Annotated in this window: 21 protein-coding genes; 7 read left to right on the forward strand and 14 right to left on the reverse strand. The window is 65.4% G+C overall.

All coding sequences use genetic code 11. The annotated features are described in order from the left end of the window. Nucleotides 1-52 precede the first annotated feature (52 nt). Nucleotides 53-4,324, reverse strand: coding sequence for a DNA-directed RNA polymerase subunit beta' (rpoC, locus tag ACP69Z_RS06400; RefSeq protein ID WP_426266690.1), 4,272 nt, complete (start codon nucleotides 4,322-4,324; stop codon nucleotides 53-55). Nucleotides 4,325-4,392: 68 nt separating this feature from the next. Further along, nucleotides 4,393-8,562: a DNA-directed RNA polymerase subunit beta gene (gene rpoB, locus ACP69Z_RS06405; RefSeq protein ID WP_426266691.1), complete on the reverse strand. Its 4,170-nt coding sequence runs from the start codon at nucleotides 8,560-8,562 to the stop codon at nucleotides 4,393-4,395. A 325-nt stretch (nucleotides 8,563-8,887) separates the two neighbouring features. On the opposite strand from rpoB, the gene ACP69Z_RS06410 reads away from it, so the two are divergent. From ACP69Z_RS06410 to ACP69Z_RS06430, 5 genes are read left to right on the forward strand one after another with little or no spacing between them, the layout of a single operon-like run. Next, nucleotides 8,888-9,244 carry a hypothetical protein gene (locus tag ACP69Z_RS06410; protein ID WP_426266692.1) on the forward strand — a complete coding sequence of 119 codons (357 nt, stop codon included), beginning with the start codon at nucleotides 8,888-8,890 and terminating at the stop codon, nucleotides 9,242-9,244. 60 nt (nucleotides 9,245-9,304) lie between these two features. Then, entirely contained in the window at nucleotides 9,305-10,774 is a 1,470-nt protein-coding gene (locus ACP69Z_RS06415; RefSeq protein ID WP_426266693.1) for a hypothetical protein, read from the forward strand. A gap of 59 nt (nucleotides 10,775-10,833) precedes the next feature. Further along, the gene (locus tag ACP69Z_RS06420) at nucleotides 10,834-11,340 is read left to right on the forward strand and encodes a DUF2975 domain-containing protein (RefSeq protein WP_426266694.1); all 507 of its coding nucleotides are present in this window, start codon (nucleotides 10,834-10,836) and stop codon (nucleotides 11,338-11,340) included. Further along, nucleotides 11,340-11,567 carry a helix-turn-helix domain-containing protein gene (locus ACP69Z_RS06425; RefSeq protein ID WP_426266695.1) on the forward strand — a complete coding sequence of 76 codons (228 nt, stop codon included), beginning with the start codon at nucleotides 11,340-11,342 and terminating at the stop codon, nucleotides 11,565-11,567. The genes ACP69Z_RS06420 and ACP69Z_RS06425 overlap by 1 nt, the downstream gene beginning before the upstream one ends. Then, nucleotides 11,567-12,343 carry a hypothetical protein gene (locus ACP69Z_RS06430; protein WP_426266696.1) on the forward strand — a complete coding sequence of 259 codons (777 nt, stop codon included), beginning with the start codon at nucleotides 11,567-11,569 and terminating at the stop codon, nucleotides 12,341-12,343. Before ACP69Z_RS06425 ends, ACP69Z_RS06430 begins: the two co-directional genes overlap by 1 nt. 81 nt (nucleotides 12,344-12,424) lie before the next feature. On the opposite strand, the gene rplL is transcribed toward ACP69Z_RS06430, so the two are convergent. Next, nucleotides 12,425-12,796, reverse strand: coding sequence for a 50S ribosomal protein L7/L12 (gene rplL, locus ACP69Z_RS06435; protein WP_426266697.1), 372 nt, complete (start codon nucleotides 12,794-12,796; stop codon nucleotides 12,425-12,427). A gap of 63 nt (nucleotides 12,797-12,859) precedes the next feature. Further along, entirely contained in the window at nucleotides 12,860-13,375 is a 516-nt protein-coding gene (gene rplJ, locus ACP69Z_RS06440) for a 50S ribosomal protein L10 (protein ID WP_426266698.1), read from the reverse strand. Between the two features lie 323 nt (nucleotides 13,376-13,698). Here rplJ and ACP69Z_RS06445 point away from each other — a divergent pair, with 323 nt between their 5' ends. Beyond that, complete coding sequence (locus tag ACP69Z_RS06445) at nucleotides 13,699-13,866, forward strand: hypothetical protein (RefSeq protein ID WP_426266699.1); 168 nt, start codon at nucleotides 13,699-13,701, stop codon at nucleotides 13,864-13,866. Here the strand turns inward: ACP69Z_RS06445 and ACP69Z_RS06450 are convergent. From ACP69Z_RS06450 to ACP69Z_RS06495, 10 genes are all read right to left on the reverse strand, one after another. Further along, entirely contained in the window at nucleotides 13,847-14,419 is a 573-nt protein-coding gene (locus ACP69Z_RS06450) for an anthranilate synthase component II (protein ID WP_426266700.1), read from the reverse strand. The two genes, ACP69Z_RS06445 and ACP69Z_RS06450, sit on opposite strands and share 20 nt — an antisense overlap. Beyond that, nucleotides 14,416-15,906: an anthranilate synthase component 1 gene (locus tag ACP69Z_RS06455; protein ID WP_426266701.1), complete on the reverse strand. Its 1,491-nt coding sequence runs from the start codon at nucleotides 15,904-15,906 to the stop codon at nucleotides 14,416-14,418. Before ACP69Z_RS06455 ends, ACP69Z_RS06450 begins: the two co-directional genes overlap by 4 nt. Further along, entirely contained in the window at nucleotides 15,903-16,916 is a 1,014-nt protein-coding gene (aroF, locus tag ACP69Z_RS06460; RefSeq protein ID WP_426266702.1) for a 3-deoxy-7-phosphoheptulonate synthase, read from the reverse strand. The genes ACP69Z_RS06455 and aroF overlap by 4 nt, the downstream gene beginning before the upstream one ends. A gap of 264 nt (nucleotides 16,917-17,180) precedes the next feature. Then, nucleotides 17,181-17,600: a UrcA family protein gene (locus ACP69Z_RS06465; protein ID WP_426266703.1), complete on the reverse strand. Its 420-nt coding sequence runs from the start codon at nucleotides 17,598-17,600 to the stop codon at nucleotides 17,181-17,183. A gap of 204 nt (nucleotides 17,601-17,804) precedes the next feature. Continuing rightward, nucleotides 17,805-18,404 carry a hypothetical protein gene (locus ACP69Z_RS06470; protein WP_426266704.1) on the reverse strand — a complete coding sequence of 200 codons (600 nt, stop codon included), beginning with the start codon at nucleotides 18,402-18,404 and terminating at the stop codon, nucleotides 17,805-17,807. Nucleotides 18,405-18,497: 93 nt separating this feature from the next. Further along, complete coding sequence (locus ACP69Z_RS06475) at nucleotides 18,498-19,673, reverse strand: NAD(P)/FAD-dependent oxidoreductase (RefSeq protein ID WP_426266705.1); 1,176 nt, start codon at nucleotides 19,671-19,673, stop codon at nucleotides 18,498-18,500. A 41-nt stretch (nucleotides 19,674-19,714) separates the two neighbouring features. After that, nucleotides 19,715-19,960: a hypothetical protein gene (locus ACP69Z_RS06480; RefSeq protein ID WP_426266706.1), complete on the reverse strand. Its 246-nt coding sequence runs from the start codon at nucleotides 19,958-19,960 to the stop codon at nucleotides 19,715-19,717. An 88-nt stretch (nucleotides 19,961-20,048) separates the two neighbouring features. Next, nucleotides 20,049-20,744 carry a 50S ribosomal protein L1 gene (rplA, locus tag ACP69Z_RS06485; protein ID WP_426266707.1) on the reverse strand — a complete coding sequence of 232 codons (696 nt, stop codon included), beginning with the start codon at nucleotides 20,742-20,744 and terminating at the stop codon, nucleotides 20,049-20,051. 4 nt (nucleotides 20,745-20,748) lie between these two features. Continuing rightward, nucleotides 20,749-21,180: a 50S ribosomal protein L11 gene (gene rplK, locus ACP69Z_RS06490; RefSeq protein ID WP_338502930.1), complete on the reverse strand. Its 432-nt coding sequence runs from the start codon at nucleotides 21,178-21,180 to the stop codon at nucleotides 20,749-20,751. Between the two features lie 133 nt (nucleotides 21,181-21,313). Continuing rightward, a complete protein-coding gene (locus tag ACP69Z_RS06495; protein ID WP_426266708.1) occupies nucleotides 21,314-21,550 on the reverse strand; it encodes a hypothetical protein in 237 nt (78 codons plus the stop codon). 209 nt (nucleotides 21,551-21,759) lie between these two features. Here ACP69Z_RS06495 and ACP69Z_RS06500 point away from each other — a divergent pair, with 209 nt between their 5' ends. Next, a complete protein-coding gene (locus tag ACP69Z_RS06500; RefSeq protein ID WP_426266709.1) occupies nucleotides 21,760-23,913 on the forward strand; it encodes a M10 family metallopeptidase C-terminal domain-containing protein in 2,154 nt (717 codons plus the stop codon). The last annotated feature ends 85 nt before the right edge of the window (nucleotides 23,914-23,998 follow it).

Raw genomic sequence — 23,998 nt, forward strand, 5'->3', positions numbered from 1 at the left:
GGCCTTTCCGGCAGTTCATCCCCTCCCGCCGAAGCGAGAGGGGAGGTGAACCTCAGTCCTGCAGATAGTCACCCGCGTCGGCGTCGGTGCCGGTGCCGCTGGTGACGACCTCGCCCAGCGGATCAGACGGCGAGGCCGAGGCATCGCGGTTCGACTGGGCGTTCTCGGCCGCGCGCAGTTCAGCGGCACTGTCGGGCGCGACCAGCGCGTCGGCGAGCTTGCGCTGCGCCGCACGAAGCGAGGCATCGCGGCTCGACGCGGCAACCCGCATCCGGTTCATGCCCGCCCCGGTGCCGGCGGGGATGAGGCGACCCACGATGACGTTTTCCTTGAGACCGTTCAGCGTATCGACCTTGCCCTGGACCGAGGCTTCGGTGAGCACCCGGGTGGTCTCCTGGAAGGACGCCGCCGAGATGAACGAGCGGGTCTGGAGCGACGCCTTGGTGATCCCCAGCAGGATCGGCTTGCCCGAGGCCGGACGCTCACCCTTGCCGAGCTTGCTGTTGATCTCGTCCATCTCCTCGCGATCGACCTGCTCACCCTTGAGAAGGGTGGTGTCGCCGTCGTCGGTGATCTCGACCTTCTGCAGCATCTGGCGAACGATCACCTCGATGTGCTTGTCGTTGATCTTCACGCCCTGCAGTCGATAGACCTCTTGGATCTCGGTGACGAGATATTCGGCCAAGGCGACAACGCCGAGCGCTTCGAGGATGTCGTGCGGGTCGGGCGAGCCGCCGACGAGGTTGTCGCCCCGCTTGACGTAATCGCCTTCCTGCACGTCGATGACGCGGCTCTTGGGGACCAGTTCCTCGTGCGGATCGCTGCCGTCGTCGGGGACGATCGCGATCTTGCGCTTGGCCTTGTAGTCCTTGAGGAACTGCACACGGCCAGAGACGCGGGCGATGATCGCCTTGTCCTTGGGCGTGCGGGCCTCGAACAGTTCGGCCACGCGCGGCAGACCACCGGTGATGTCGCGGGTCTTGGCGGCTTCCCGCGGCATGCGGGCGAGCACTTCGCCGGCTTCCACGGTGGCCCCGTCCTCGACCGCGACGATGGCGCCGGCCGCCAGGCGATAGACGCCTGCTTCCTGCGCATTGTCGCCCATCAGGGTCAGGCGCGGACGAAGATCTTCCTTCTTCGACTTCGCCATGTCCTCGGTGACGACGCGCTGGCTGATGCCGGTCGCTTCGTCGGTCTGCTCGGTCATGGTGCGGTTCTCGATCAGGTCCTGGAACCGGATCGTGCCCGCCTTTTCGGTGATCACCGGGCTGAAGCTCGGATCCCACTCGGCGATACGATCGCCCTTCGACACAATGTGACCGCCCTCGCACAGCAGGTGAGCGCCGTACGGGATGCGGTGCGTCGAAAGCTCACGACCATCCATGTCGAGGATCGCGATTTCGCCCGAGCGCGACAGCGAGATGTGCCGGCCGCGCGGGTCGGTGATCGTCGGCATGTCACGAAGCTCGATGGTGCCGTCGACCGGCGCTTCGAGGTTCGATTGCTCGTTGAGCTGCGCCGCACCGCCGATGTGGAAGGTCCGCATCGTCAGCTGGGTGCCCGGCTCACCGATCGACTGGGCCGCAATGACGCCGACCGCTTCACCGATGTTCACCGGCGTACCGCGGGCGAGGTCACGCCCGTAGCACTTGCCGCAGACACCCTGGCGGCTGGCGCAAACCAGCGGCGAGCGGATCTTGAGGCCCTGGAGGTTGGCGGCTTCGAGCTTGGCGACCATCGCCTCGTCGAGCAGAATGCCTTCCTCGATGATGGTCTCGCCCGTCTTGGGATCGACCACGTCCTCGGCGGTAGTGCGGCCGAGCACGCGGTCGCCAAGCGACGCGATGACCGAACCGCCCTGGACGATGGCGCGCATTTCGAGCGCCTGGTCCGTGCCGCAATCCTCCTCGATGATCACGGCGTCCTGCGACACGTCGACCAGACGGCGGGTCAGGTAACCCGAGTTCGCCGTCTTGAGCGCGGTGTCGGCCAGGCCCTTGCGGGCGCCGTGGGTCGAGTTGAAGTATTCAAGGACGGTCAGGCCTTCCTTGAAGTTCGAGATGATCGGGGTTTCGATGATCTCGCCCGACGGCTTGGCCATCAGGCCGCGCATGCCGGCGAGCTGCTTGATCTGCGCCTGGCTACCACGGGCACCGGAGTGGGCCATCATGTAGATGGAGTTCACCGGACGCTCGCGGCCGTCGTCACCCTTCGGCGTGGCGGAGATTTCCTTCATCATCTCCTGCGCAACGCGGTCACCGCAACGCGACCAGGCGTCGATCACCTTGTTGTACTTTTCCTGCTGGGTGATCAGGCCGTCCTGATACTGCTGCTCATAGTCCTTCACCAGCGCGCGGGTTTCCTCGACCAGAGGATCCTTAGCCTGAGGAATGACCATGTCGTCCTTGCCGAAGCTGATGCCGGCCTTGAACGCGTGGCGGAAGCCGAGGCCCATGATCGCGTCGGCGAAGAGGACCGTGTCCTTCTGGCCGGTGTGACGATAGACCTCGTCGATCACGTCGCCGATGTCCTTCTTGGTGAGAAGGCGGTTGACGGTCTCGAACGGCACCTTGTGGCTCTTCGGGAGCGTTTCGCCGAGCAGCATGCGGCCCGGGGTCGTCTCGAAGCGCTTCATGTACTGCTTGCCGTTTTCGTCGGTCTGCGGAACGCGGCTGACGATCTTGGTGTGCAGGGTCACGACGCCGGCGGCGAGGGCCTGGTGGACCTCGGTCATGTCGGCGAGCAGCGACCCTTGGCCCGGCTCTCCGTCCTTCTCGATCGAAAGGTAATAGAGACCCAGCACCATGTCCTGCGACGGCACGATGATCGGCTTGCCGTTCGCGGGCGAGAGGATGTTGTTGGTGCTCATCATGAGCACGCGGGCCTCAAGCTGCGCTTCCAGGCTGAGCGGCACGTGGACCGCCATCTGGTCACCGTCGAAGTCGGCGTTGAAGGCGGCGCAGACCAGCGGGTGAAGCTGGATCGCCTTGCCCTCGATCAGGACCGGCTCAAACGCCTGGATGCCGAGGCGGTGAAGCGTCGGGGCGCGGTTGAGCAGCACCGGATGCTCGCGGATCACCTCGTCCAGGATGTCCCAGACTTCCTTGCGCTCCTTTTCGACCCACTTCTTGGCCTGCTTCAGGGTCATGGAGAGACCCTTGGCATCGAGGCGCGAGTAGATGAACGGCTTGAACAGCTCGAGCGCCATCTTCTTCGGCAGGCCGCACTGGTGGAGCTTGAGCTCCGGACCGGTGACGATGACCGAACGGCCCGAATAGTCGACGCGCTTGCCGAGCAGGTTCTGGCGGAACCGGCCCTGCTTGCCCTTGAGCATGTCGCTCAAGGACTTCAGCGGACGCTTGTTGGCACCGGTGATGGTGCGGCCGCGGCGGCCGTTGTCGAACAGGGCGTCGACGGCTTCCTGAAGCATGCGCTTTTCGTTGCGGACGATGATGTCCGGCGCGCGCAGCTCGATCAGCCGCTTGAGGCGGTTGTTGCGGTTGATGACGCGGCGATAGAGATCGTTAAGATCCGAGGTCGCGAAGCGGCCGCCGTCGAGCGGCACCAGCGGGCGCAATTCGGGCGGGATGACCGGAACGACGTCCAGGATCATCCACTCCGGACGGTTGCCCGATTCAAGGAAGCTTTCGACGACCTTGAGGCGCTTGATGATCTTCTTGGGCTTCAGTTCCGACTTGGTGACGGCGAGCTCTTCGAGGAGCTGCTTCTTCTCGCCTTCAAGGTCGAGATCCATCAGCATGATCTTGACGGCTTCGGCGCCGATGCCGGCCGAGAAGGCGTCTTCGCCATGCTCGTCCTGCGCGGAGAGGAGCTCGTCCTCGGTCAGCAGCTGATACTTCTCGAGCGGGGTCAGGCCCGGCTCGATCACGACATAGCTTTCGAAATAGAGGATCCGCTCAAGCTGCTTCAGCTGCATGTCGAGCAGCAGGCCGATGCGGCTCGGCAGCGACTTCAGGAACCAGATGTGGGCAACCGGCGCGGCCAGCTCGATGTGGCCCATGCGCTCGCGGCGGACCTTGGAGACGGTCACTTCCACGCCGCACTTTTCGCACACGATGCCCTTGTACTTCATGCGCTTGTACTTGCCGCACAGGCATTCGTAATCCTTGATCGGACCGAAGATGCGCGCGCAGAACAGGCCGTCACGCTCGGGCTTGAACGTGCGGTAGTTGATCGTCTCGGGCTTCTTGATCTCGCCGAACGACCACGAACGGATCTTGTCCGGGGACGCGATGCCGATCTTGATCTGGTCGAAGGTCTCCGGCTTGGCCACCGGGTTCGCGAAGTTGGTCAGCTCGTTCATATCTTACTCCTGAGCCCTCACGGGCTTCGAGGTCATATTCTTGTGGCGAAGGAGGAGGGCGCCAGCCCTCACTCCGCCGCGAGCGCCGGCGGCTCGTCGCCGTTGTCGATGCTGTCGAGTTCGACGTTGAGGCCGAGCGAACGCATTTCCTTGACCAGCACGTTGAAGCTTTCCGGAATGCCGCTTTCGAAGCTGTCGTCGCCCTTGACGATCGATTCGTAGACCTTGGTCCGGCCGATGACGTCGTCCGACTTCACCGTCAGCATTTCCTGCAGCGTGTAGGCGGCGCCGTAGGCCTGGAGCGCCCAGACCTCCATCTCACCGAAGCGCTGACCGCCGAACTGCGCCTTACCGCCCAGCGGCTGCTGGGTGACGAGGCTGTACGGCCCGATCGAACGGGCGTGGATCTTGTCGTCCACGAGGTGGTGCAGCTTCAGCATGTAGATGATGCCCATCGTGACCTTGCGGTCGAACGGCTCACCGGTGCGGCCATCGTACAGGGTCGACTGGCCCGAGGTGTGAAGACCAGCCTCGGTCAATGCCGCCGACACGTCCGGCTCGCGCGCGCCGTCGAACACCGGCGTACCCATCGGCAGACCGCCGACCAGGTTGCGGGCGAGGTCGAGCACGCTCTCGTCCGAACGGGCGTCGATGTCGCCGGCATACTGCTCGCCGTAAAGGCTCTTCAGCTTCTCGCGGATCGCGGCGGCATCCTTGCCGGCGAAATCCGAACCGCGGTTGTGCATGTCTTCGAGCATCTCTCCGATCTGCTTGCCAAGACCGCGGGCGGCCCAGCCAAGGTGGGTTTCGAAGATCTGTCCGACGTTCATGCGCGACGGCACGCCGAGCGGATTAAGCACGATGTCGGCATGCGTCCCGTCCTCGAGGAACGGCATGTCCTCGATCGGCAGGATGCGGCTGATGACGCCCTTGTTGCCGTGACGGCCGGCCATCTTGTCGCCGGGCTGAAGCTTGCGCTTCACGGCAACGAAGACCTTGACCATCTTGAGCACGCCCGGAGCCAGCTCGTCGCCCGCTTCGACCTTGCCGATGCGATCCTCGAGCTTGCGGCGGATGGCCGCTTCGGCCTCGTCATACTGGCCCTTCAGCGCCTCGATGTCGGCCTGGCGGGCATCGTCCTTGACGGCGATCTTCCACCAGTCGTGCTTGTCGGTGCCTTCCAGCATCTCGACATCGAGCGTGGCGCCCTTCTTGATCGTCTTGGGCGCGGCGGTCGCGACCTGGCCGACGAGCATTTCCTGCAGACGCGCGAAGGTCGCGCGGTTGAGGATCCGGCGCTCGGATTCAGCGTCGCCCTTGAGGCGATCCTTGTCCTCGGCCTGGATGGCGCGGGTACGGTCGTCGATGTCGATGCCGTGACGATTGAAGACGCGCACGTCGACGATGGTCCCGGCCACGCCCGGCGGCAGGCGCAGCGAAGTATCGCGGACGTCCGACGCCTTTTCACCGAAGATGGCGCGAAGGAGCTTTTCTTCCGGCGTCATCGGGCTTTCGCCCTTGGGCGTGATCTTGCCGCACAGGATGTCGCCCGGCTCGACCTCGGCCCCGATGTAGACGATGCCCGCCTCGTCAAGGTTGCGAAGCGCTTCCTCGCCGACATTGGGGATGTCGCGGGTGATGTCCTCCGGCCCGAGCTTGGTGTCGCGGGCCATGACCTCGAACTCCTCGATGTGAATCGAGGTGAAGATGTCGTCCTTCACGATCCGTTCGGAGATCAGGATCGAGTCTTCGTAGTTGTAGCCATTCCAGGGCATGAACGCGACGAGCACGTTGCGGCCGAGCGCCAGCTCACCGAACTGGGTCGACGGACCGTCGGCGATGATCTCGCCGGCCTCGACCACGTCGCCGACCTTCACCAGCGGGCGCTGGTTGATGCAGGTCGACTGGTTGGAACGCTGGAACTTCATCAGGCTGTAGATATCGACGCCGCTTTCACCCGGTCGAAGCTCGCTGGTGACGCGGATGACGATGCGGGTCGCATCGACCTGGTCGACGATACCAGCCCGGCGCGCGCCGATGGCGGCGCCGGAATCACGGGCAACGGTTTCTTCCATGCCGGTGCCGACCAGCGGGGCGTCCGCCTGCAGCAGGGGCACAGCCTGACGCTGCATGTTCGAGCCCATGAGCGCGCGGTTGGCGTCATCGTTCTCGAGGAACGGGATCAGCGAGGCGGCGACCGAGACGAGCTGCTTGGGGCTGACGTCCATCAGGGTGATCTGGTCGCGCGGGGCGATCAGGAAATCACCGTTGCGGCGCGACGAGATGATCTCTTCGGCGAAGGTGCCGTCGTCGTTGATCTCGGCATTGGCCTGCGCGATCGTGTGCTTGGCCTCTTCCATCGCCGACAGATAGACGACCTCGTCGGTGACCTTGTGATCGCGAACGACGCGGTACGGGGTCTCGATGAAGCCATACTTGTTGACGCGGCTGAAGCTCGCGAGGCTGTTGATCAGACCGATGTTCGGGCCTTCCGGCGTTTCGATCGGGCAGATGCGGCCATAGTGGGTCGGGTGCACGTCGCGAACTTCGAAGCCCGCGCGCTCACGCGTCAGACCGCCCGGCCCGAGGGCCGACACGCGCCGCTTGTGGGTCACTTCCGACAGCGGGTTGGTCTGGTCCATGAACTGCGACAGCTGCGAGCTACCAAAGAACTCACGCACCGCGGCGACCGCCGGCTTGGCGTTGATGAGGTCGTTCGGCATCACGGTCGACACGTCGACCGAGCTCATGCGCTCCTTGACCGCGCGCTCCATGCGGAGGAGGCCGACGCGATACTGGTTCTCAAGCAGCTCACCGACGGAGCGGACGCGGCGGTTGGCAAGGTTATCGATGTCGTCGATGTCGCCCTTGCCGTCCTTAAGGTTCACCAGCTCCTTGACAACCGCCAGGATGTCTTCGCGGCGGAGCGTGGTGACCGTGTCCTCGGCATCGAGGCCAAGGCGCATGTTGAGCTTGACGCGGCCAACGGCCGACAGGTCATAGCGCTCCGGATCGAAGAACAGGCCGTAGAACAGCGCGTCCGCCGTCTCGCGCGTCGGCGGCTCGCCGGGGCGCATGACGCGGTAGATGTCGCTCAGCGCATGGTCGCCGTCTTCCGACTTGTCCGCCTTGAGCGTGTTGCGGATCCAGGGGCCGGTGTTGACGTAGTCGATGTCGAGCAGCTCGAGCCGGTCGACGCCGGCCTTGTCCAGCGCCTCGAGGTTCTCGGGCGTGATCTCGTCCCCGGCTTCGACATAGATCTGGCCGGTCGACTCGTTGATGAGGTCGTAGGCCGAGAAGCGGCCGAAGATGGTTTCGGTCGGGATGATCAGGTTGGCGAGGCCTTCCTTGCCGGCCTGGTTGGCACGGCGCGGGGTGATCTTCTCGCCCGCCTTGAAAGCAACTTCGCCGGTGTCCGCGTTGACGATGTCGAACATCGGCTTCTGACCGCGCCAGTTCTCCGGCACGTAGGGGATCTGCCAGCCGTTCGGCCCGCGCAGATAGGTCACGCGGCCGTAGAATTCGTTGAGGATCTCTTCCGAGGTCAGCCCAAGCGCGTGCAGTAGCGCGGTGACCGGCAGCTTGCGCTTGCGGTCGATGCGGACGTTCACGATGTCCTTGGCGTCGAATTCGAAGTCGAGCCACGAGCCGCGATACGGGATGACGCGGGCGGCGAAGAGATACTTGCCCGACGCGTGGGTCTTGCCACGGTCATGGTCGAACAGGACGCCCGGCGAACGGTGCATCTGGCTGACGATGACGCGCTCGGTGCCGTTGACGATGAAGGTGCCGTTCCCCGTCATGAGCGGCATGTCGCCCATGTAGACGTCCTGCTCCTTGATATCGATCACCGACTTGGCCTCGGTGTCGGGATCGATCTCGAAGGAGGTGAGGCGCAGGGTGACGCGCATCGGCGCGGCATAGGTCAGCCCGCGCTGGCGGCACTCGTCGGTGTCGAACTTGGGATCTTCGAGCACGTAATGGTCGAAGTCGAGGTGCGCGGTGCCCGCGAAATCCTGGATCGGGAACACCGACCGCAGGGTCTTTTCGAGGCCCGAGACATAGCCGGTCGCCGGATCGGACCGCAGGAACTGCTCATAGCTTTCGCGCTGAACCTCGATGAGGTTCGGCATCTCGCTGATCTCGTGGATGTTGCCGAAGATCTTGCGGATCCGGCGCTGCTTGGTGAAGCGCCCCGAAGAGGTGTTGTGCGGAATGTCGATCGACTTGGTGGCCATGCGAAGTCCCTGCGCTTGACACGGAAGGCAGGCGCGACCCGCGCTTCCGCTGATCCCCGGCGGACAGCCGGGGTAAGAAAAGTGGAGCGCTGCTCCCGCTGGTCTCTCCACTTCGTTTGGCCCGCGCGCTGTTCGGACCCTGTCCCGGAGAGGGCAGGAAAGGCCCCAGGCGCATGGGTGTCCCATGCGGCGGAGCCGGTATGTTTGTCGGATGAGGTCTGCATATAGCTTTCCGCGCGCCGGCTGCAAGAGGGGAAAGCAACCAAAAGCGAGGCCGAGGCATTGGGGCGAGACGCTTGCCTGCCATGTATTCGAGGGGTCTTCCATGCGCCTGCTGCTCGTTTCGCCTGCTTTCGTGTTCCTTGCCGCCTGCGGATCGGGGGCGAACGACCCCAACAAGAACATCATGAATGCGACCTCGCAGATGGACCCGGCGGCCGCCGCGGCGGTCGAGAATGCCACCGCGCAGGGCGTCGATTCGCAGAATGCGCTGGCCATCGGCGGGGAGGCGGCGACGTTCGCGAACGAACCATCGGCTGCCGACCGGGGCCAGGCGGCGCCGCCGTCCGTGCAGGCCCTGCCCAACACCGTTCAGAACCCCAACCGCAAGGATGGCACTGTTCCTCCGGACAAGGCCACCACCACCACAACGGGCCAGCCGGGGAACGACCAGACGCGTTAACCATCTTGTGACGCTCTCTCGTTAGCACCGTTCCAAAGACTGGGACGGGAGTGGGGCGAGGTGACGAGTGCGGCGGTAAAGGGCTGGTGGCAACGAACCCGCTCGGCGACAACGGCTGAGAACGGGCCCGCCGATCACTTCGCGCCGGACGGGCTCGATGCCCATGCCGCCACGTTGCAGGCGGCGCTTCCTCTGGCGCTCGCCGCGCTGATCGCGTTTGCAGGGCAGCTCTTCCTCGATGGAGACACCGGCTGGCACCTTGGCGCCGGCAAGTGGATCATTGCTAACGGCGTCGTTCCGACCACTGATCCCTTCAGCCACACCATGCCGGGCAAGGCGTGGACCGCCCACGAATGGCTGGCCGAAGTGCTGATGGTCGGGGCCGATTGGCTTGCCGGCTGGGGCGGGCTTGCTGCGCTGTTCGCCTTGTCGGCGGCGACCACCTTCTGGCTGCTGGCCCGAGAGGCCTTCCGCTTCCTGCCGGCCCGCTGGGCCGTCGCCGCAGTCGGCGTCGCCGCCGGCGTGCTGTTCCCCTTCGTCCTCGCGCGTCCGCATATGCTAGCCTGGACCCTGCTTGCAGCCTGGACCGTGATCATGCTCCGGGCGCGCGAGCAGCGCAGCGCCCCGCCGCTGGCCGCCGCGCTGCTGATGGTGGTGTGGGCGAACCTCCATGCCAGCTACATCTTCGGGTTCGGCCTGGCCGGCCTGTTCGCGCTGGAATCATTGATCGAGAACCCGCGCGATCGCCGCCTGCTTGGCCGTTGGGTCGTGTTCGGGCTCGCCGCAATGGCGGCCGCAGCCTTCGTCACCCCGTTCGGGCCGAGCGACTTCCTTTATCCCTTCCAGGTCAGCGGCATGAAAGCGCTGGCAGTAATCGGCGAATGGCGCCGCTCGACCCTCCCTACCGACGCCTTGTTCTATACCTGCCTTGCCGGGCTTCTGGTGCTGATCGCGAAACGCTGGCGCACCATGCCGCCGCTCAGGCTGCTGCTGCTGGTTGGTCTGTCGGTGATGGCCATCATGCATGCGCGCCACCAGATGCTGTTCGCGATCGTCGGGCTGCTGGTGGTGCTGCCGATGCTCAATCCGGCTGCGGCGGAGCGGCCGTCGCCACAGCGTGTGGCGTGGTTCTGGCCGGCCGTCGCGTTGCTGATCGCCGTGCGGCTGGCGATCCCTTATGAGTTCAAGGAGCATAGCAGCTACCCCCTGACCCTCCTCGCCAAGGTGCCGGATGAGATCCGCCGCCAGCCGGTCTACAACGAATATAGCCAGGGCGGCCCGCTCGTGATGCTCGGCATCCGGCCGTATATCGATGGCCGAGCCGACATGTACGGCGACGACTTCACCTTCCGCTCGCGCGACATCAATCGCGGCGACATGGTGAAATTCCGCGAGGACGTCGCGCGCTACGGCATCCGCTGGGCAGTGCTGGAACATGACGACGGTCTGCTCCCCAAGCTGAAGCGGGAGCCCGGCTGGCGGGTCTTTGCCGCGGACAAGCATGCAACGGTGCTGGTCCGCACCAACTAAATGCTTGCTTATTGAAAAACGATAAGGCAACTTACCGAAATTCGGTAAGGAGCCTGCACATGCTGTCGACCACGCGCTGGGTGCTCAACGCGCTGCTGATCCTGAACATAGTGGTGGGCGCGATCCTGCTTCTCGTTCTTGCGGGCAGCTTTGTCGCCGAGGCCAAGTTCATCGCCACGCAGCAGCGGGTCTTTCCGGATGCGGACCAGGTCGCGTTGCTGGCGTCCTCGCGCTGGGTGCTGGCGATTGTCGCGCCAGTGATGCTGTTCGCGCATATCCTGCTGCGGAATCTTCTCGTTATTCTTGAAACGGTGCGGAGCGGCGATCCATTCGCGGCAGCTAACGCCGATCGCTTGCAGATTGTCGCCTGGTGCCTGCTCGCCATTCAGCTGTGCGACATCGCTTTCGGCTTTGCCGATGCGGCGATGAACCGCGCGGCGGGGGAGCAGATCTCTGCCTGGTCGCCGGCGCTGACCGGCTGGATCGCCGTGCTGCTGGTGTTCGTGCTTGCCCGGGTGTTCCGCGAAGGCGCCCGGCTGCGCGACGAAGCCGAGCTGACGATCTGATGCCGATCCGCATCGACCTCGACGCGCTGCTGGCGGGCAAGCGCATGACCCAGGCCGAGCTCGCCCAGCGCGTCGGCATCACCGCGCCCAACCTCAATGTATTGAAGACCGGCAAGGCCAAGGCGATCCGCTTCTCGACCCTGTCGGCGATCTGCCGCGAACTCGGCTGCCAGCCGGGCGACATCCTGCGCTGGGAAGCCGGCGCCGACGACGAAGGGGAAGACTGATGGCAAGCGTTGCATTGAATTCGTCCGGCAAGCTGACGAGCGCCGCCGTCGGCACCTGGTCGTGCCTGTGGACCAGCGCGGTGCTCAGCCTCAAGGCGTTCCGCGCCGCACCATTTCTTCTTGCCTTGGTAATCGTGCCCGAGTTCGCGCAGCATGTTGCCGAGATCAGTCTAGGCATGTTCGACAGCAGGGAGGCGGCGATGGCCGTGGCGAATCATCCGCTGCGATGGGCCTTCGGCTTTGCCAAGATCGCCGGTCTGGTGGCCGCCATGCTGCTGACCGCGCGGTTCTGGGCAACAGGATCGGTGCGGGCCGCGCTGCGGATGCCCTTGCCCGATCTTGGCCGCCTCCTCATCGCGCTGGCGCTATTGTTCGGCTCGGGCGCCGCGCTGGAGTGGTTGGGATCGGCGAGCGGTGTTCCCCTGATCAAGGGGGTCGTGACCGCCATCACCTGGCTTAGCCAGGCCATGCTGATGGTGATGGTCGCGGGCGCCTTGCTGGGTGACCGGGAGGGCTGGCGCTCGAACCTCGTTGCGCGGATCCCCACGGCATTGCTGATGCTGCTGGTGGCGGCTGCGCTGTTCGTGCCCCTGCAGCTTCTGCACGGAGCCAACCACAGCTGGGCGTTCGGGCAGCCGGCAGCCGTGGTGTGGGGACTGATGCTGTTCGACAGCCTGGTTGTCGGCCTTCTCGCCAGTGCGGTCGGTGCGGCGCTGTTCGTCACCTACCGGGCCGGGCCGACGCGGGACGGCTGGACCCGAGATCCACGCTGGTGACACGAAAAGGGGCGACCTCTCGCGAGGCCGCCCCTTCCTGCTTGCGGGTGCTTGGGGCGCCCGCAAAAGCTTGCAAGAAGCTTACTTGAGCTCGACGGTGCCGCCGGCTTCCTCGATCTGCTTCTTGATCTTTTCGGCTTCGTCCTTGTTGACGCCTTCCTTGAGGGCCTTCGGAGCGCCTTCGACGAGCGCCTTGGCTTCGCCGAGGCCGAGACCGGTGATGGCGCGGACTTCCTTGATGACGTTGATCTTCTTGCCACCGTCGCCGGTGAGGATCACGTCGAATTCGGTCTTCTCTTCAGCGGCCGGAGCAGCGGCGCCGGCAGCAGCCGGAGCGGCGACGGCAGCGGCGGCCGAAACGCCCCACTTCTCTTCAAGCGCCTTGGCGAGCTCGGCAGCTTCGAGAACGGTGAGCGCCGACAGCTGGTCGACGATGTTGTTGATGTCAGCCATTTTCAAACTCCTGTGCGGGGCTCAGCGGCCCCAGATTGTCGTGCGTAAAAAAGAACGAAGAACTTAAGCCGCATCCTGCGCCGCGTAAGCACCGAACACCCGCGCCAGCATCGCGCCCGGCTCGGCCACGGTCCGAGCGATCTTGCTCGCCGGCGCCATGATGGTGCCGATGAGGGTCGCGCGGAGCTGATCGAGGCTCGGAAGCTCGGCCAGTGCCGTGACCCCTGCGAGGTCGAGGACGGTGTCACCCATCGCTCCGCCCAGAACCTCGAACTTGTCGGTGGTCTTGGCGAAGTCGATCGCGACCTTGGCGGCCGCAACGGGGTCGATGGACGTGGCGAGGGCCGTCGGGCCCTTGAGCAGCTCGCCGAGCGGCTGATAGCGGGTGCCATCAAGCGCGATCAGGGCGAGGCGGTTCTTCGCAACCTTGAACTGGGCTCCGGCGTCGCGCATCCGCAGGCGAAGATCGGTGGACTGGGCCACCGTTAGGCCGAGATTGCGGGTGACAACCACCACGCTCGTCTCGCCAAACACCTGCTTCAGTTCGGCAACCAGATCCGCTTTTTCGTTGCGATCCATGCCAACTCCAAACAAATGGTCGCTGGACACCCGAAGGTACCGGCGACCGGCTTCATGACCCGCACGGCCGAAGGGCCAAGCGGGAGCTCATGTCCGTGGGGCTGGGAGGCGCGTGCGAATGAACGCACGACAACGCGGGGGGATGGACCCACGCGAGAAACTCTCTTCCCCGTCTCGGCTGGAGATTAAGCTCCCTGAGGGGAGCACCAACTGTCTCGGACGGTGTTTCCGGCAAGCCGGGAACGAGGGCGCCAATAGCAGATTGTGCCGCCCGATCAACCCGTCAGCGGGAGCGCGATCCGGGGTGCGGGCGTTGAGGGGCCATGGAACAGGACAAGGAAGAAGGCCAGGATCCCGCCGCGCAGCAGGCTGCCGAGGAATGGCGTCGCCGCTTCGGCCGCGAGGGTCACGAGGGCAGTTATGCCCAGCACGGGTCCGAAGCCGACGACAATCCGGCCCCGGACGAGGAGCCTAGCCGAACATCTCCATGAGATTGACCAGCATCGCATCGCCGTGGGTGGTGAGGATGCTCTCGGGATGGAACTGCAATCCGGCCTGAAGGGCCGCGGCATCGCTGAAGGCCATTGCCATGCCATCGACCTCCGCATGAATGGCGAAGCGCGGCGGCAGGTTGCGGGTACACAGGCTGTGATAGCGGGCGACGCGAGCGGGGCTGGCAAGGCCGGCGAACGGACCCCTACCGTCGTGAGGGAGGAGCATCGACTTGCCGTGAACCGGGTCGGGCGCACGGGTGACGGTGCCGCCTGCTTGCGCGACAATGGCCTGATGGCCAAGACAGATGCCGACCAGCGGCACGCGCCCCTTCGCCAAGGCGATGAGTTCGAGGCAGCAGCCTGAGCTTTGTGGCGTGCCGGGGCCGGGTGAGATCATCAGGATGGCACCGAGCGCCTGCGCCTCGGCGAGCGCATCGCCGGCGGCGATGCTGTTGCGGCGGACATGCACCGCGGCGCCGATCCGCTCGAGGCTTTCGACCAGATTGAAGGTGAAGCTGTCGAGATTGTCGATGAGGAGGACGGGCTTCATGCGCTGAGCACTCCGAGCAGGGCCGAAGCCTTGGCGCGGGTCTCCTCGGCTTCCGCTTCCGGCACGCTGTCATGGACCACGCCGGCGCCGGCGCGAACCTCCGCAACGCCATCCCGCACCAGGGCGGAGCGGATCACAACTGCCGTATCCATCCGCCCGTCGCCGCCAATCCAGCCGATCGCTCCGCCATAAGGCCCGCGGCGCCTGGCTTCGGCGGCACGAAGGAGTTGCATGGCGCGGATCTTGGGGGCGCCGACCAGGGTACCGACATTGAGGCACGCGGCGATTGCGTCGAACGCGTCGTAGCCGGGGCGCAGCGTTCCGGTGACCGAGGAGACGAGGTGCATGACTCGGGCGAAGCGCTCCACCGTAAGGAGCTTCGCCACGCGCCGGGTGCCCGGCAGCGAGACACGGGCAACGTCGTTTCGAGCAAGATCGACCAGCATCATGTGCTCGGCGAGCTCCTTGCCGTCGAGCCGCATCTCGGCCTCCATCCGATCGTCGGCGTCGGGGCTGAGGCCGCGAGGGCGAGTGCCGGCGATGGGTTTGACCTCAACCGTTCGCCCACTTGCCCCGCCGGGCGAGAGGCGGACGCTGGTTTCGGGGCTGGCGCCGAGGAGGGTCCAGTCGCGGTCGGCGAGGAAGAAGCGGTAGCTGGCCGGCTCGGCCTCGCGCAGGCGGGCATAGGCGGCAAGCGGGTCGGGGCAGGGGCCGGTGAAGGTGCGGCTGGGCACGATCTGATAGACCTCGCCGGCGGCGATTTCCTGTTTGAGGCGGGTGACAAGGGCGGCAAAGTCGGCATCGGAGAGGTCTGGTTCGAAGCCTGCTGGACGGTCTGTGGCCAGCGGAGGATCTAGCGGCGGTTCCACCGGAGCCGACAAGGCCGACAGCCCTTCTTCCAGCCGCAGCGCGGCGTCGTTTACGTTCCGATCGTCGGAGCCGAAGGCGGTGCAGAGCAGGCGCGCTGCGCCGCCCGGCGCGATGGTCAGTAGCGTGTCGGGGACGAAGAAGACGAATTCGGGAAAGTCGGCGAGCGGGCCGTTTGGCATCGTCTCGCCCCAGGCGGCGAGATCGAAGCCGGCGACGCCCAGCACCAAGGCACCGAACGGCTCCCCGCGCGGAGCGGCCGCTGCGTCGAGCAGGGCCCGCAGCGCGTGCAACGGCTGGGGTCCGAGCAGGCGTTCGGCCGCATCCTCGCTCTTTGGCCTGGCAAAGGTCAGCAGCAGGCGATCTGCCCGCCGCTCGCTGGCGGCTGGCGAGTCGACCGCGGCGAGTAGTGTCTCGCCATTGGCGTTCAAAGCCTCCAGCACGACCGTCCCATCCCGCGCCTCCGCCCGCACACAGGCGCGGCCCATGACGAGGCGTTGACCGTCCGGCGCCTCGAACAGGCCGGTGGCGGGCCGGCCACCACCAAGCGCTCGATAGGCGGCGAGGGGATCGAGACCGGCGGGCAGGCGGCGGGCGAGCACCCGCGCTTCGCGCTTCACAGCTGGCGACCGACCGCTGACGCCACCGCCCCGATCGCGCCCATCAGCCGGGCAAACTGATCGGGGTAGAGCGATTGGGCGCCGTCGCTCCACGCCTTGGCAGGATCGCGGTGGACCTCGATCATCAGCCCATCCGCCCCCGCTGCGACGGCGGCAAGGCTCATCGCGGGGACCAGATCGCGGATACCGGTGCCGTGACTGGGGTCGACCACTACCGGCAGGTGGGTCTTGCCCTTGACGTAGGGGACGGCGTTCAAGTCCAGCGTGTTGCGGGTCGCGGGCTCGAACGTGCGAATGCCGCGCTCGCACAGGATCACGTCGGGGTTGCCGGCCGCCAGCAGATATTCGGCGGCGAGCAGCCATTCCTGGATGGTGGCGCTGAGGCCGCGCTTCAGCAGCACCGGCCTCCCGGAAGCCCCAACCGCGCGGAGCAGCGCGTAATTCTGCATGTTGCGGGCGCCGATTTGAAGGCAGTCCGCGGCTTCCGCGACGTGCGGCACGTCGGCCGTATCCATCACCTCCGTAACGATCGGCATTCCAAGGTCGTCGCCCACTTCGCGCAGGATCTTGAGGCCGTCGGTGCCGTGACCCGCAAACCCATAAGGACTGGTGCGCGGCTTGTAGGCGCCGGCGCGCAGAAGCGTGGCTCCGGCCGCCTTCACCGCGGAGGCGGTCTCGTGCAGCTGCTCGGCGCTTTCCACTGCGCAGGGACCCGCGATCACGGCCAGCCGGTCGCCGCCGATCGTCACGCCGCCGATATCGACCAGCGTGTCATGCGCCTGGAGTTCGCGGCTGACGAGCTTGTAGGGCGCAAGGATGGGCTTGATGCTTTCCACGGCCGGGTCGCCGTCGAGCGCCAGTTCAGCCAGCACCCGTTCGTCCCCCAGGGCGCCAAGCACGACCCGCTCGGCACCCGGCATGTGGAGCGGCTTCAGCCCCGCATCGGCGATCTTCTTGAGGAGGCGCTCGGCGGAGTCGGCGGGCGCTTCGGGCTTCAGAACGATGATCATGTGGAGGTTCCTGACGGTGGGAGAGGGAACCGGCAGGCAAGAAAAAACCCGCCGGTGAAGGCGGGCTGCGGGGCGCTTCAATCGGGCGAAAAGCCCTTAGCGCTCCACCGGCACGCCGCCGTGAACGCTAAACCACCAGTTGGCGGCAAAGACATCGAGGGCGGCGGGACGAAGCATCTCAGTCAGAAAAGCGGAAACATCTGGGTAGGTCAAGCCGGGAAGATGATCGGGACGGCGCCCCCTTGCCGTCCCGATCATCCCCCGTCAGCGCGCGGCAACGACGATCACGCTTGCGCGCGGAGCGGCGCGACCGGCGGCGGCAAGCGCGATGGCTTCGTTACGCAGCATAGCGAGCTGGCGGTCGGTGGAAAGCCGAGCAACCTGGCGGCACTGCATCTCGGCAGTCTTGACGAGGCTGAGGTCCTGCCCCGCGCACACCGCCGTGATGGCGCGGCCAATGCGAGCATCCAGCTTCTTCATGTCCGCCGCGTTGTTGAAGTCGACGCCGGCAGTGTTGACGCGTCGCTCTTCGACGATGCGATCGCCCGGTGCTGTGAGCTCGATATCGCCAAGGAAATTGGTCTGGGCGGCGGCGACGCCGGGCGTCAGCGCGAGCGCGAGAACCGCAGCGGATAAGGTGAAGGACAAAGCGGCAATACCGCTACTCTGCAATCGACTGGTCATGGTTCAACCCCTTGAACTCACCCGGCAGAATGATTCCGCTGGGCCGAGTTTGGGGTACGTCCTTGCCAGCGCTGATGCGCGTCAGCTTCTATGCCAAGGCTGCGGTGGTCGATCAGACGGCATACGGCCAGATCAACACGACTGAACGGCAAACGGCGGAAAAGGTCCTTTCATGACCCTCTCCGCCGCCAGATTATCCTGCAATCAGAAGCTGCTGGATCCACCGCCGCCGGTCGTCATTTCGCCGTGCCGCTGACCCTGGCCAAAGCCGCTCTGGCCGAACTGGCCAGAACTCGGGTCGTTGTGGGTGCCGCCGACCTGCTGGCCGGAGGTCAGCGCCGAGCCGCCCTGGCGGTCCTGTTCGCTGCCGCTCTCGAACTGGTCGGAACCGCCTTCGGTCTGGCCACTGGCGAAGCGGAAGGCGCTGCCATCCTCGCGTGCTTCGTCGAAGCTGTGTGTCTGGGTCGAGGCGACGTCGCCGGCCATGGTGCCGCCGCTGCCACCCGCACTCATGCCCTGCTGGCCGAAGGCACTGGTTGCCGGGTTCTGCTGCGAACCGCCCTGAACTTCCTGCATCAAGCAATCGTGCAGCAGTCGCTTTGCCTGCTCGGCCAACTGCTTCTGCGCCTGCATGGCTTGCTCAAAGAACTGGCGATGCTCCTGCTTGCCCTGCGCGTCCCCGGCATAGATCTGGCAATTCTCGACGCCCTGCAGTGCGTGATACAGCACGGCCGTCAGATCGTAGGTGACGTCGCGGGTGCCCGTGCTGGTGCCCTGCTCGCGGCTCGTCTGGGTGTTTTCCATGGCTGCTTCCTCCATCCACTGGGCCGGACACAGCCGGCCTTGCGGCGGGAGAACGAACGAGGGCGTTGCTTGTCCCTCCGTTCGCCGCAGCGATCACAGTGCCTGGCCTGCCGCGACGCCGGATGCCCAGGCCCATTGAAAGTTGTAGCCGCCTAGCCAGCCTGTGACGTCCACTGCTTCCCCGATGGCAAACAGGCCCGGCACCTTGCGCGCCTCCATCGTCTGCTGGGAAAGCTCCGCCGTGCTGATCCCGCCGACAGTGACTTCGGCCTTGGCGAAGCCCTCGGTGCCGTTTGGGGTGAACGCCCAGTCGGCAAGGCGGCGCTCGGCGGCTTCGAGTGCCTTGTCGGGCGCATTGCCGAGTTCGGCGGCAAGGCCGATGCGCTCGGCAAGGGCGTCCGCGAGGCGAGCAGGCAATTGCTCGCCGAGAATCGCCGGGAGCTTGGCCCGGGGGCGCTGGCGTTTGGCGTCGCGCAGCCAGCCGGGGCGAGCTTGCGTCAGAAAGTCGATCGCGACCGCCTGACCGTGCCGCCAGTAGCTCGACACCTGGAGGATGGCCGGGCCGCTCATGCCCTTGTGGGTGAAGAGGGCCGCTTCACGGAAGGCGGCGCCCCCCGCGCGCGCTTCGACCGGGGTGGCGACGCCGGAGAGGGAGCGGAACAGGGTTTCGTCGGCGCCGAGCGTCAGCGGCACGAGCGCGGGGCGGGGCTCGACCAGCTTGAGGCCGAAGCGCTTGGCAAGTTCGTAGGCGAAGCCGGTGGCGCCGAGCTTCGGAATGGACGGGCCACCGGTGGCGATTACCAGCGCGGGTGCTTCGGCCACGCCTTCGCCGGCAGTGACGCGAAAGCGGGTGCCGTCATGGTCGATGTCGCGGATGGGCGCATCGCAGCGGATGGTCGCGCCCGCGCATTCGCCCAGCAGCATGGCGACGATCTGCCGCGCCGACCCGTCGCAGAACAGCTGGCCCAGCGTTTTTTCGTGCCAGGCGATGCGGTGCTTGGCGACCAGCTCGAGAAAGTCGTGGGGCGTGTAGCGGGCAAGCGCCGAGCGGGCGAAGTGTGGATTGGCGCTGAGGTAGCGGTCCGGAGCGGCTCCGATGTTGGTGAAGTTGCAGCGGCCGCCGCCCGAGATGAGGATCTTGCGGCCGGGCTCGGGTGCATGGTCGAGCACCAGCACCTTGCGTCCACGCTGGGCTGCGGTAGCGGCGCACATCAGCCCGGCGCCGCCGGCACCGAGGATGATCGCGTCGAAGGAGGCCGGGGCGGGCATGGTTCCGCCGTAGCCCGGCCACGCGCATCTGCCGAGGGGCGTTATTTGCCTTCGAGCGGCAGCGTGTCGACTTCCTCTTCAAGCGCCGCGCCGCTTGCCGCGCCCTCGGCATCGGCGATGTCGCGGGCGAGGAATTCCATGTCGATCCCGCTTTGCGCGTCGCCGGCGAGTTCGTTGGGCGAGGCGAGGGGATGATCGTTGCTGAACTCGGTTTCCTCGGCGTCGAGCTCCGCCTCCGCGGCCGAGTCGGTGGGCTGGTCAAGAGGGTCGCGGGGGTTGTCGATCATGTTGAAAAGCTCCTTTGCAGAGCCCAACGAGAAAGGGCCGCGACGTTTCCGCCGCGGCCCTCGCTAGGTCAAACAAAGGTGGTGAGGCTTACGCCACGCCCTCTTCGAGCTGGACCTTGATGCCCGGGCCCATCGAGGAGCTGATCGCCGCCTTCTTCAGGTACTTGCCCTTGGCGCCAGCCGGCTTGGCCTTGGTGATGGCGTCGACGAACGCGTCATAATTGGCGCGCAAATCTTCGGCGGCGAAGCTCGCCTTGCCGATGCCGGCGTGGATGATGCCGGCCTTTTCGACGCGGAATTCGATCTGGCCGGCCTTGGCGTCGGTGACAGCCTTGGTGACGTCCATGGTGACGGTGCCGAGCTTCGGGTTCGGCATCAAGCCCTTGGGACCCAGCACCTTACCAAGGCGGCCGACGACGCCCATCATGTCCGGCGTCGCGATGACGCGGTCATAGTCGAGCTTGCCGGCCTGCATTTCTTCCATCAGGTCCTCGGCACCGACGCGGTCGGCACCGGCGGCGGTAGCTTCGTCGGCCTTGGCGCCCTTGGCGAACACGGCGACGCGGACGGTCTTGCCGGTGCCCTTGGGCAGGTTGACGACGCCGCGGACCATCTGGTCGGCGTGACGCGGATCGACGCCGAGGTTCAGCGCAACTTCGATCGACTCGTCGAACTTGGCGGTGGCGAGGGTCTTGGCGAGCGCAATGGCTTCATCGACGCCATAGAGCTTGTCGCGGTTGACCTGGTCGGCCTGGCTCTTCTGCTTCTTGGTCAGCTTGGCCATGTTCTTAGCCCTCCACCACTTCGAGGCCCATCGCGCGGGCGCTGCCTTCGATGATCTTGGTCGCGGCCTCGATGTCGTTGGCGTTCAGATCCTTCATCTTCGCTTCGGCGATCTCGCTCAGCTGGCTGCGCTTGATCTTGCCCGCGGAGACCTTGCCCGGCTCCTTCGAACCCGACTTCAGGCCAGCGGCCTTCTTGATCAGGAACGACGCCGGCGGGGTCTTGGTGGCGAAGGAGAAGCTGCGATCCGCATAGACGGTGATCACCGTCGGGATCGGCATGCCCTTTTCCATTTCCTGCGTCGACGCATTGAACGCCTTGCAGAATTCCATGATGTTGACGCCGCGCTGACCCAGGGCAGGGCCGATCGGCGGGGACGGATTGGCGGCGCCGGCCGGCACCTGCAGCTTGATATAGCCGGTAATTTTCTTGGCCATGTCACTCTCTTCTGCTTCGGCCGAGCCGAAGCGGTTTAGTTTAGCGGTACAAGCGCCCCGAACTTGCGTCCGAAGCTCCCGCGGTGGCTCCAGTGATGCTGGAAGGCGGCGCCCCTAGCAGAGGTGGCGGCAATTAGGAAGAGGGCGCGGCCTCATTGCCCGGCGGCGGCGGAACCCGCGGGCCGGGATCCACGTGCGGCGGATCAATCTCGGCCGGCGGCTGCGTCGGCGAGCGCTCGATCTGCTCGCCTCCCCTGCGTTCGCCGGGAGTGGTGGCGGGCGGCGCGGCCGGTTCGTTGGCGGGCTGCTTCACGGCACAGGCGCTGAGGGTGGTGGCCGCCGTGGCCACCATCAAGGTCGTCATGTTCACGCCCATTTTCCCTTTTGACACATCCAAAACAAATAATGGTGAAGAACCCATTAAGCATATTGACGAGTAGTTACACTCTTCATACGCATACCCCCGGCTAAATCAAAGCCATTGATTCTCTTCACTTTTCGTCGGCTTGAAGTTGGCGGGACGAGCCTTGTGCTCGGCCGCATGATGGCTGTCGACCTGATCCTCGGGGGTGCTAGTTGGTGACTGAAGTAATTGCACATGACGCCGGAAATCTCGGCTGCGCCTGCCCTGCCTGCTCGATGCCGGTGGAAGTAAGCTCCGACTACGTCACACCGCTTGAGGCTTCGATCGATGGCTCGGGTGGCACAACCCATCCGAATGGCAAGCCTATCTTCACTGCCACGCAGGTCGCGGCCTATCTGAACCGCTCCGGCGGTGGCTGGGTCGATGGCACCAACGATAGCGGCCTGGAGGGAATCCAGAACAACATCGGTGACGACAACAAGACGATCACCTACGGGTTCATGGAAACGCAAACCGACGTTTACAGCAATGGCTATGTGTTTCGGAATGCGGCGGGCGGCCTCTCCGGCTACTCCGAATACTTCAACTTTGCGACCTTCTCGGCCGAGCAGCGCGCTGCTGCGCGAGAAGCCATGCAGTCGTGGGACGATGTCGCCGCGGTGTCCTTCCGCGAAGTCAACGCCAACGATGCCGACATCAATTTCGCCAATCTGGCCAGCGCACCGACGACGCAGGCCTATGCCTATCTGCCGAACAAGTCGATCGACGGCCTGAACGGCGGTCAGTCGCGCGAGCTGGGCGGCGATATCTGGATTTCGAAGAGCCAGGCCAGCAACTTCCAGCTCGACGAAGGTGGCTACGGTCTCCAGACCCTGCTGCACGAAGCCGGCCACGCGCTCGGCCTCAGCCATCCGGGTGCCTATAACGCGGCGCCGGGTCTCAGCATCACCTACGGCGCCAACGCGGAATATGCGCAGGACACCCGCGCCTACACCGTGATGTCCTACTTCAACGCCGGCTCGCTGGGCGGCGCGCGCCACTTTGACTTCAACATCTCGCAGACCGTTTATTCGGGCGTTCCGCTGATCCACGACATTCTCGCCATTCAGCGCATGTACGGCGCCGACATGACGACCCGGACCGGCGACACCGTCTACGGCTTCAACAGCAACACCGGCCGTGACAGCTTCGACTTCTCCAAGACTCCGGCGCCGATCATGGCGATCTGGGACGCTGGCGGAAACGATACGATTGACGCTTCGGGCTATGCGACCCAGCAGCTGATCGATCTTACCCCGGGCTCGCTGAGCAGCATCGGCGGCGTGACCTACGACACGGCGCCGTCCTACGAGCAGGTGCTCGCCAATCGCACCGCGGCCGGCATCTCCAACACGGGCTACACCAAGGAGATCTACGACACGAACATGGCCGCGCTGAAGGCGAATCCGGCGGTTGGTCGCCTGACCGACAACGTCGGCATCGCTTATGGCGTGATCATCGAGAATGCGATCGGTGGCTCGGGCGCTGACACCATTGTCGGCAACAGCGCCGACAACATCCTGCGCGGCAATGCCGGCAACGACCTGATCGGTGCGGGCGCCGGCAACGACCTGCTCGACGGCGGGCTCGGCAATGACGAGATGCTCGGCGGCCTCGGCAACGACACCTTCGTCGTCGACGCGGCGGGCGACGTCGTGACCGAACTGGCGAACGAAGGCACCGACACGGTCCTGAGCTCGGTCAACTACGCGCTGACCGACAATGTCGAGAACCTCACCCTGACCGGCTCGGCCAAGACCGGAACGGGCAACGCGCTCAACAACGTGATCACCGGCAACGCGCAAGCCAACGTTCTGTCGGGCGGTGCTGGCGACGACCGGCTGGTCGGCGGCGATGGCCGTGACTTCATGACCGGTGGAAGCGGCAAGGACGTGTTCGTTGCCGAGCTCAACAGCACCCAGTCGTCGGGCAAGAGCGGCAGCTTCTCGACCGACACGATCCTCGATTTCACCAGCGGAACCGACAAGATCGATCTTAGCGGGTTCAACTTCGGGAGCATCGAGCTGACCGGTCTCGGTGCCAACCGCGATGTCGGCGACATCAGCATTCGCGTGTTCGACAGCGTCAAGGGCGCGGAAACCGCGCTTGGCTATGACATCGACGGGATCGATGGCACCAGCACCTACGGTGGTCAGGTGACGATCGTGTACATCAATGTCGACGGCAAGGGCGGACCCGACGTCGCCCTGTCGCTGCTCGGCACCGGCACCGTCACCGCGAACGACTTCATCGTCAGCAACCCGGCTCAGGCGCCGATGTCGGTGCTCGGCGGATCTGGCTACATGGTGCCGGAACACACGTTCGCCTGATCCTTATCTCAGGTGACAAGCAAGAGCCGGGGAGTCCTGCCTTCCCGGCTCTTCTTGTGTCCGCTGGACCCGCGACCGTTCACAG

It is taken from the genome of Sphingomonas sp. LHG3443-2 (genome assembly GCF_049896405.1).
Classification (GTDB): Bacteria; Pseudomonadota; Alphaproteobacteria; order Sphingomonadales; family Sphingomonadaceae; genus Sphingomicrobium.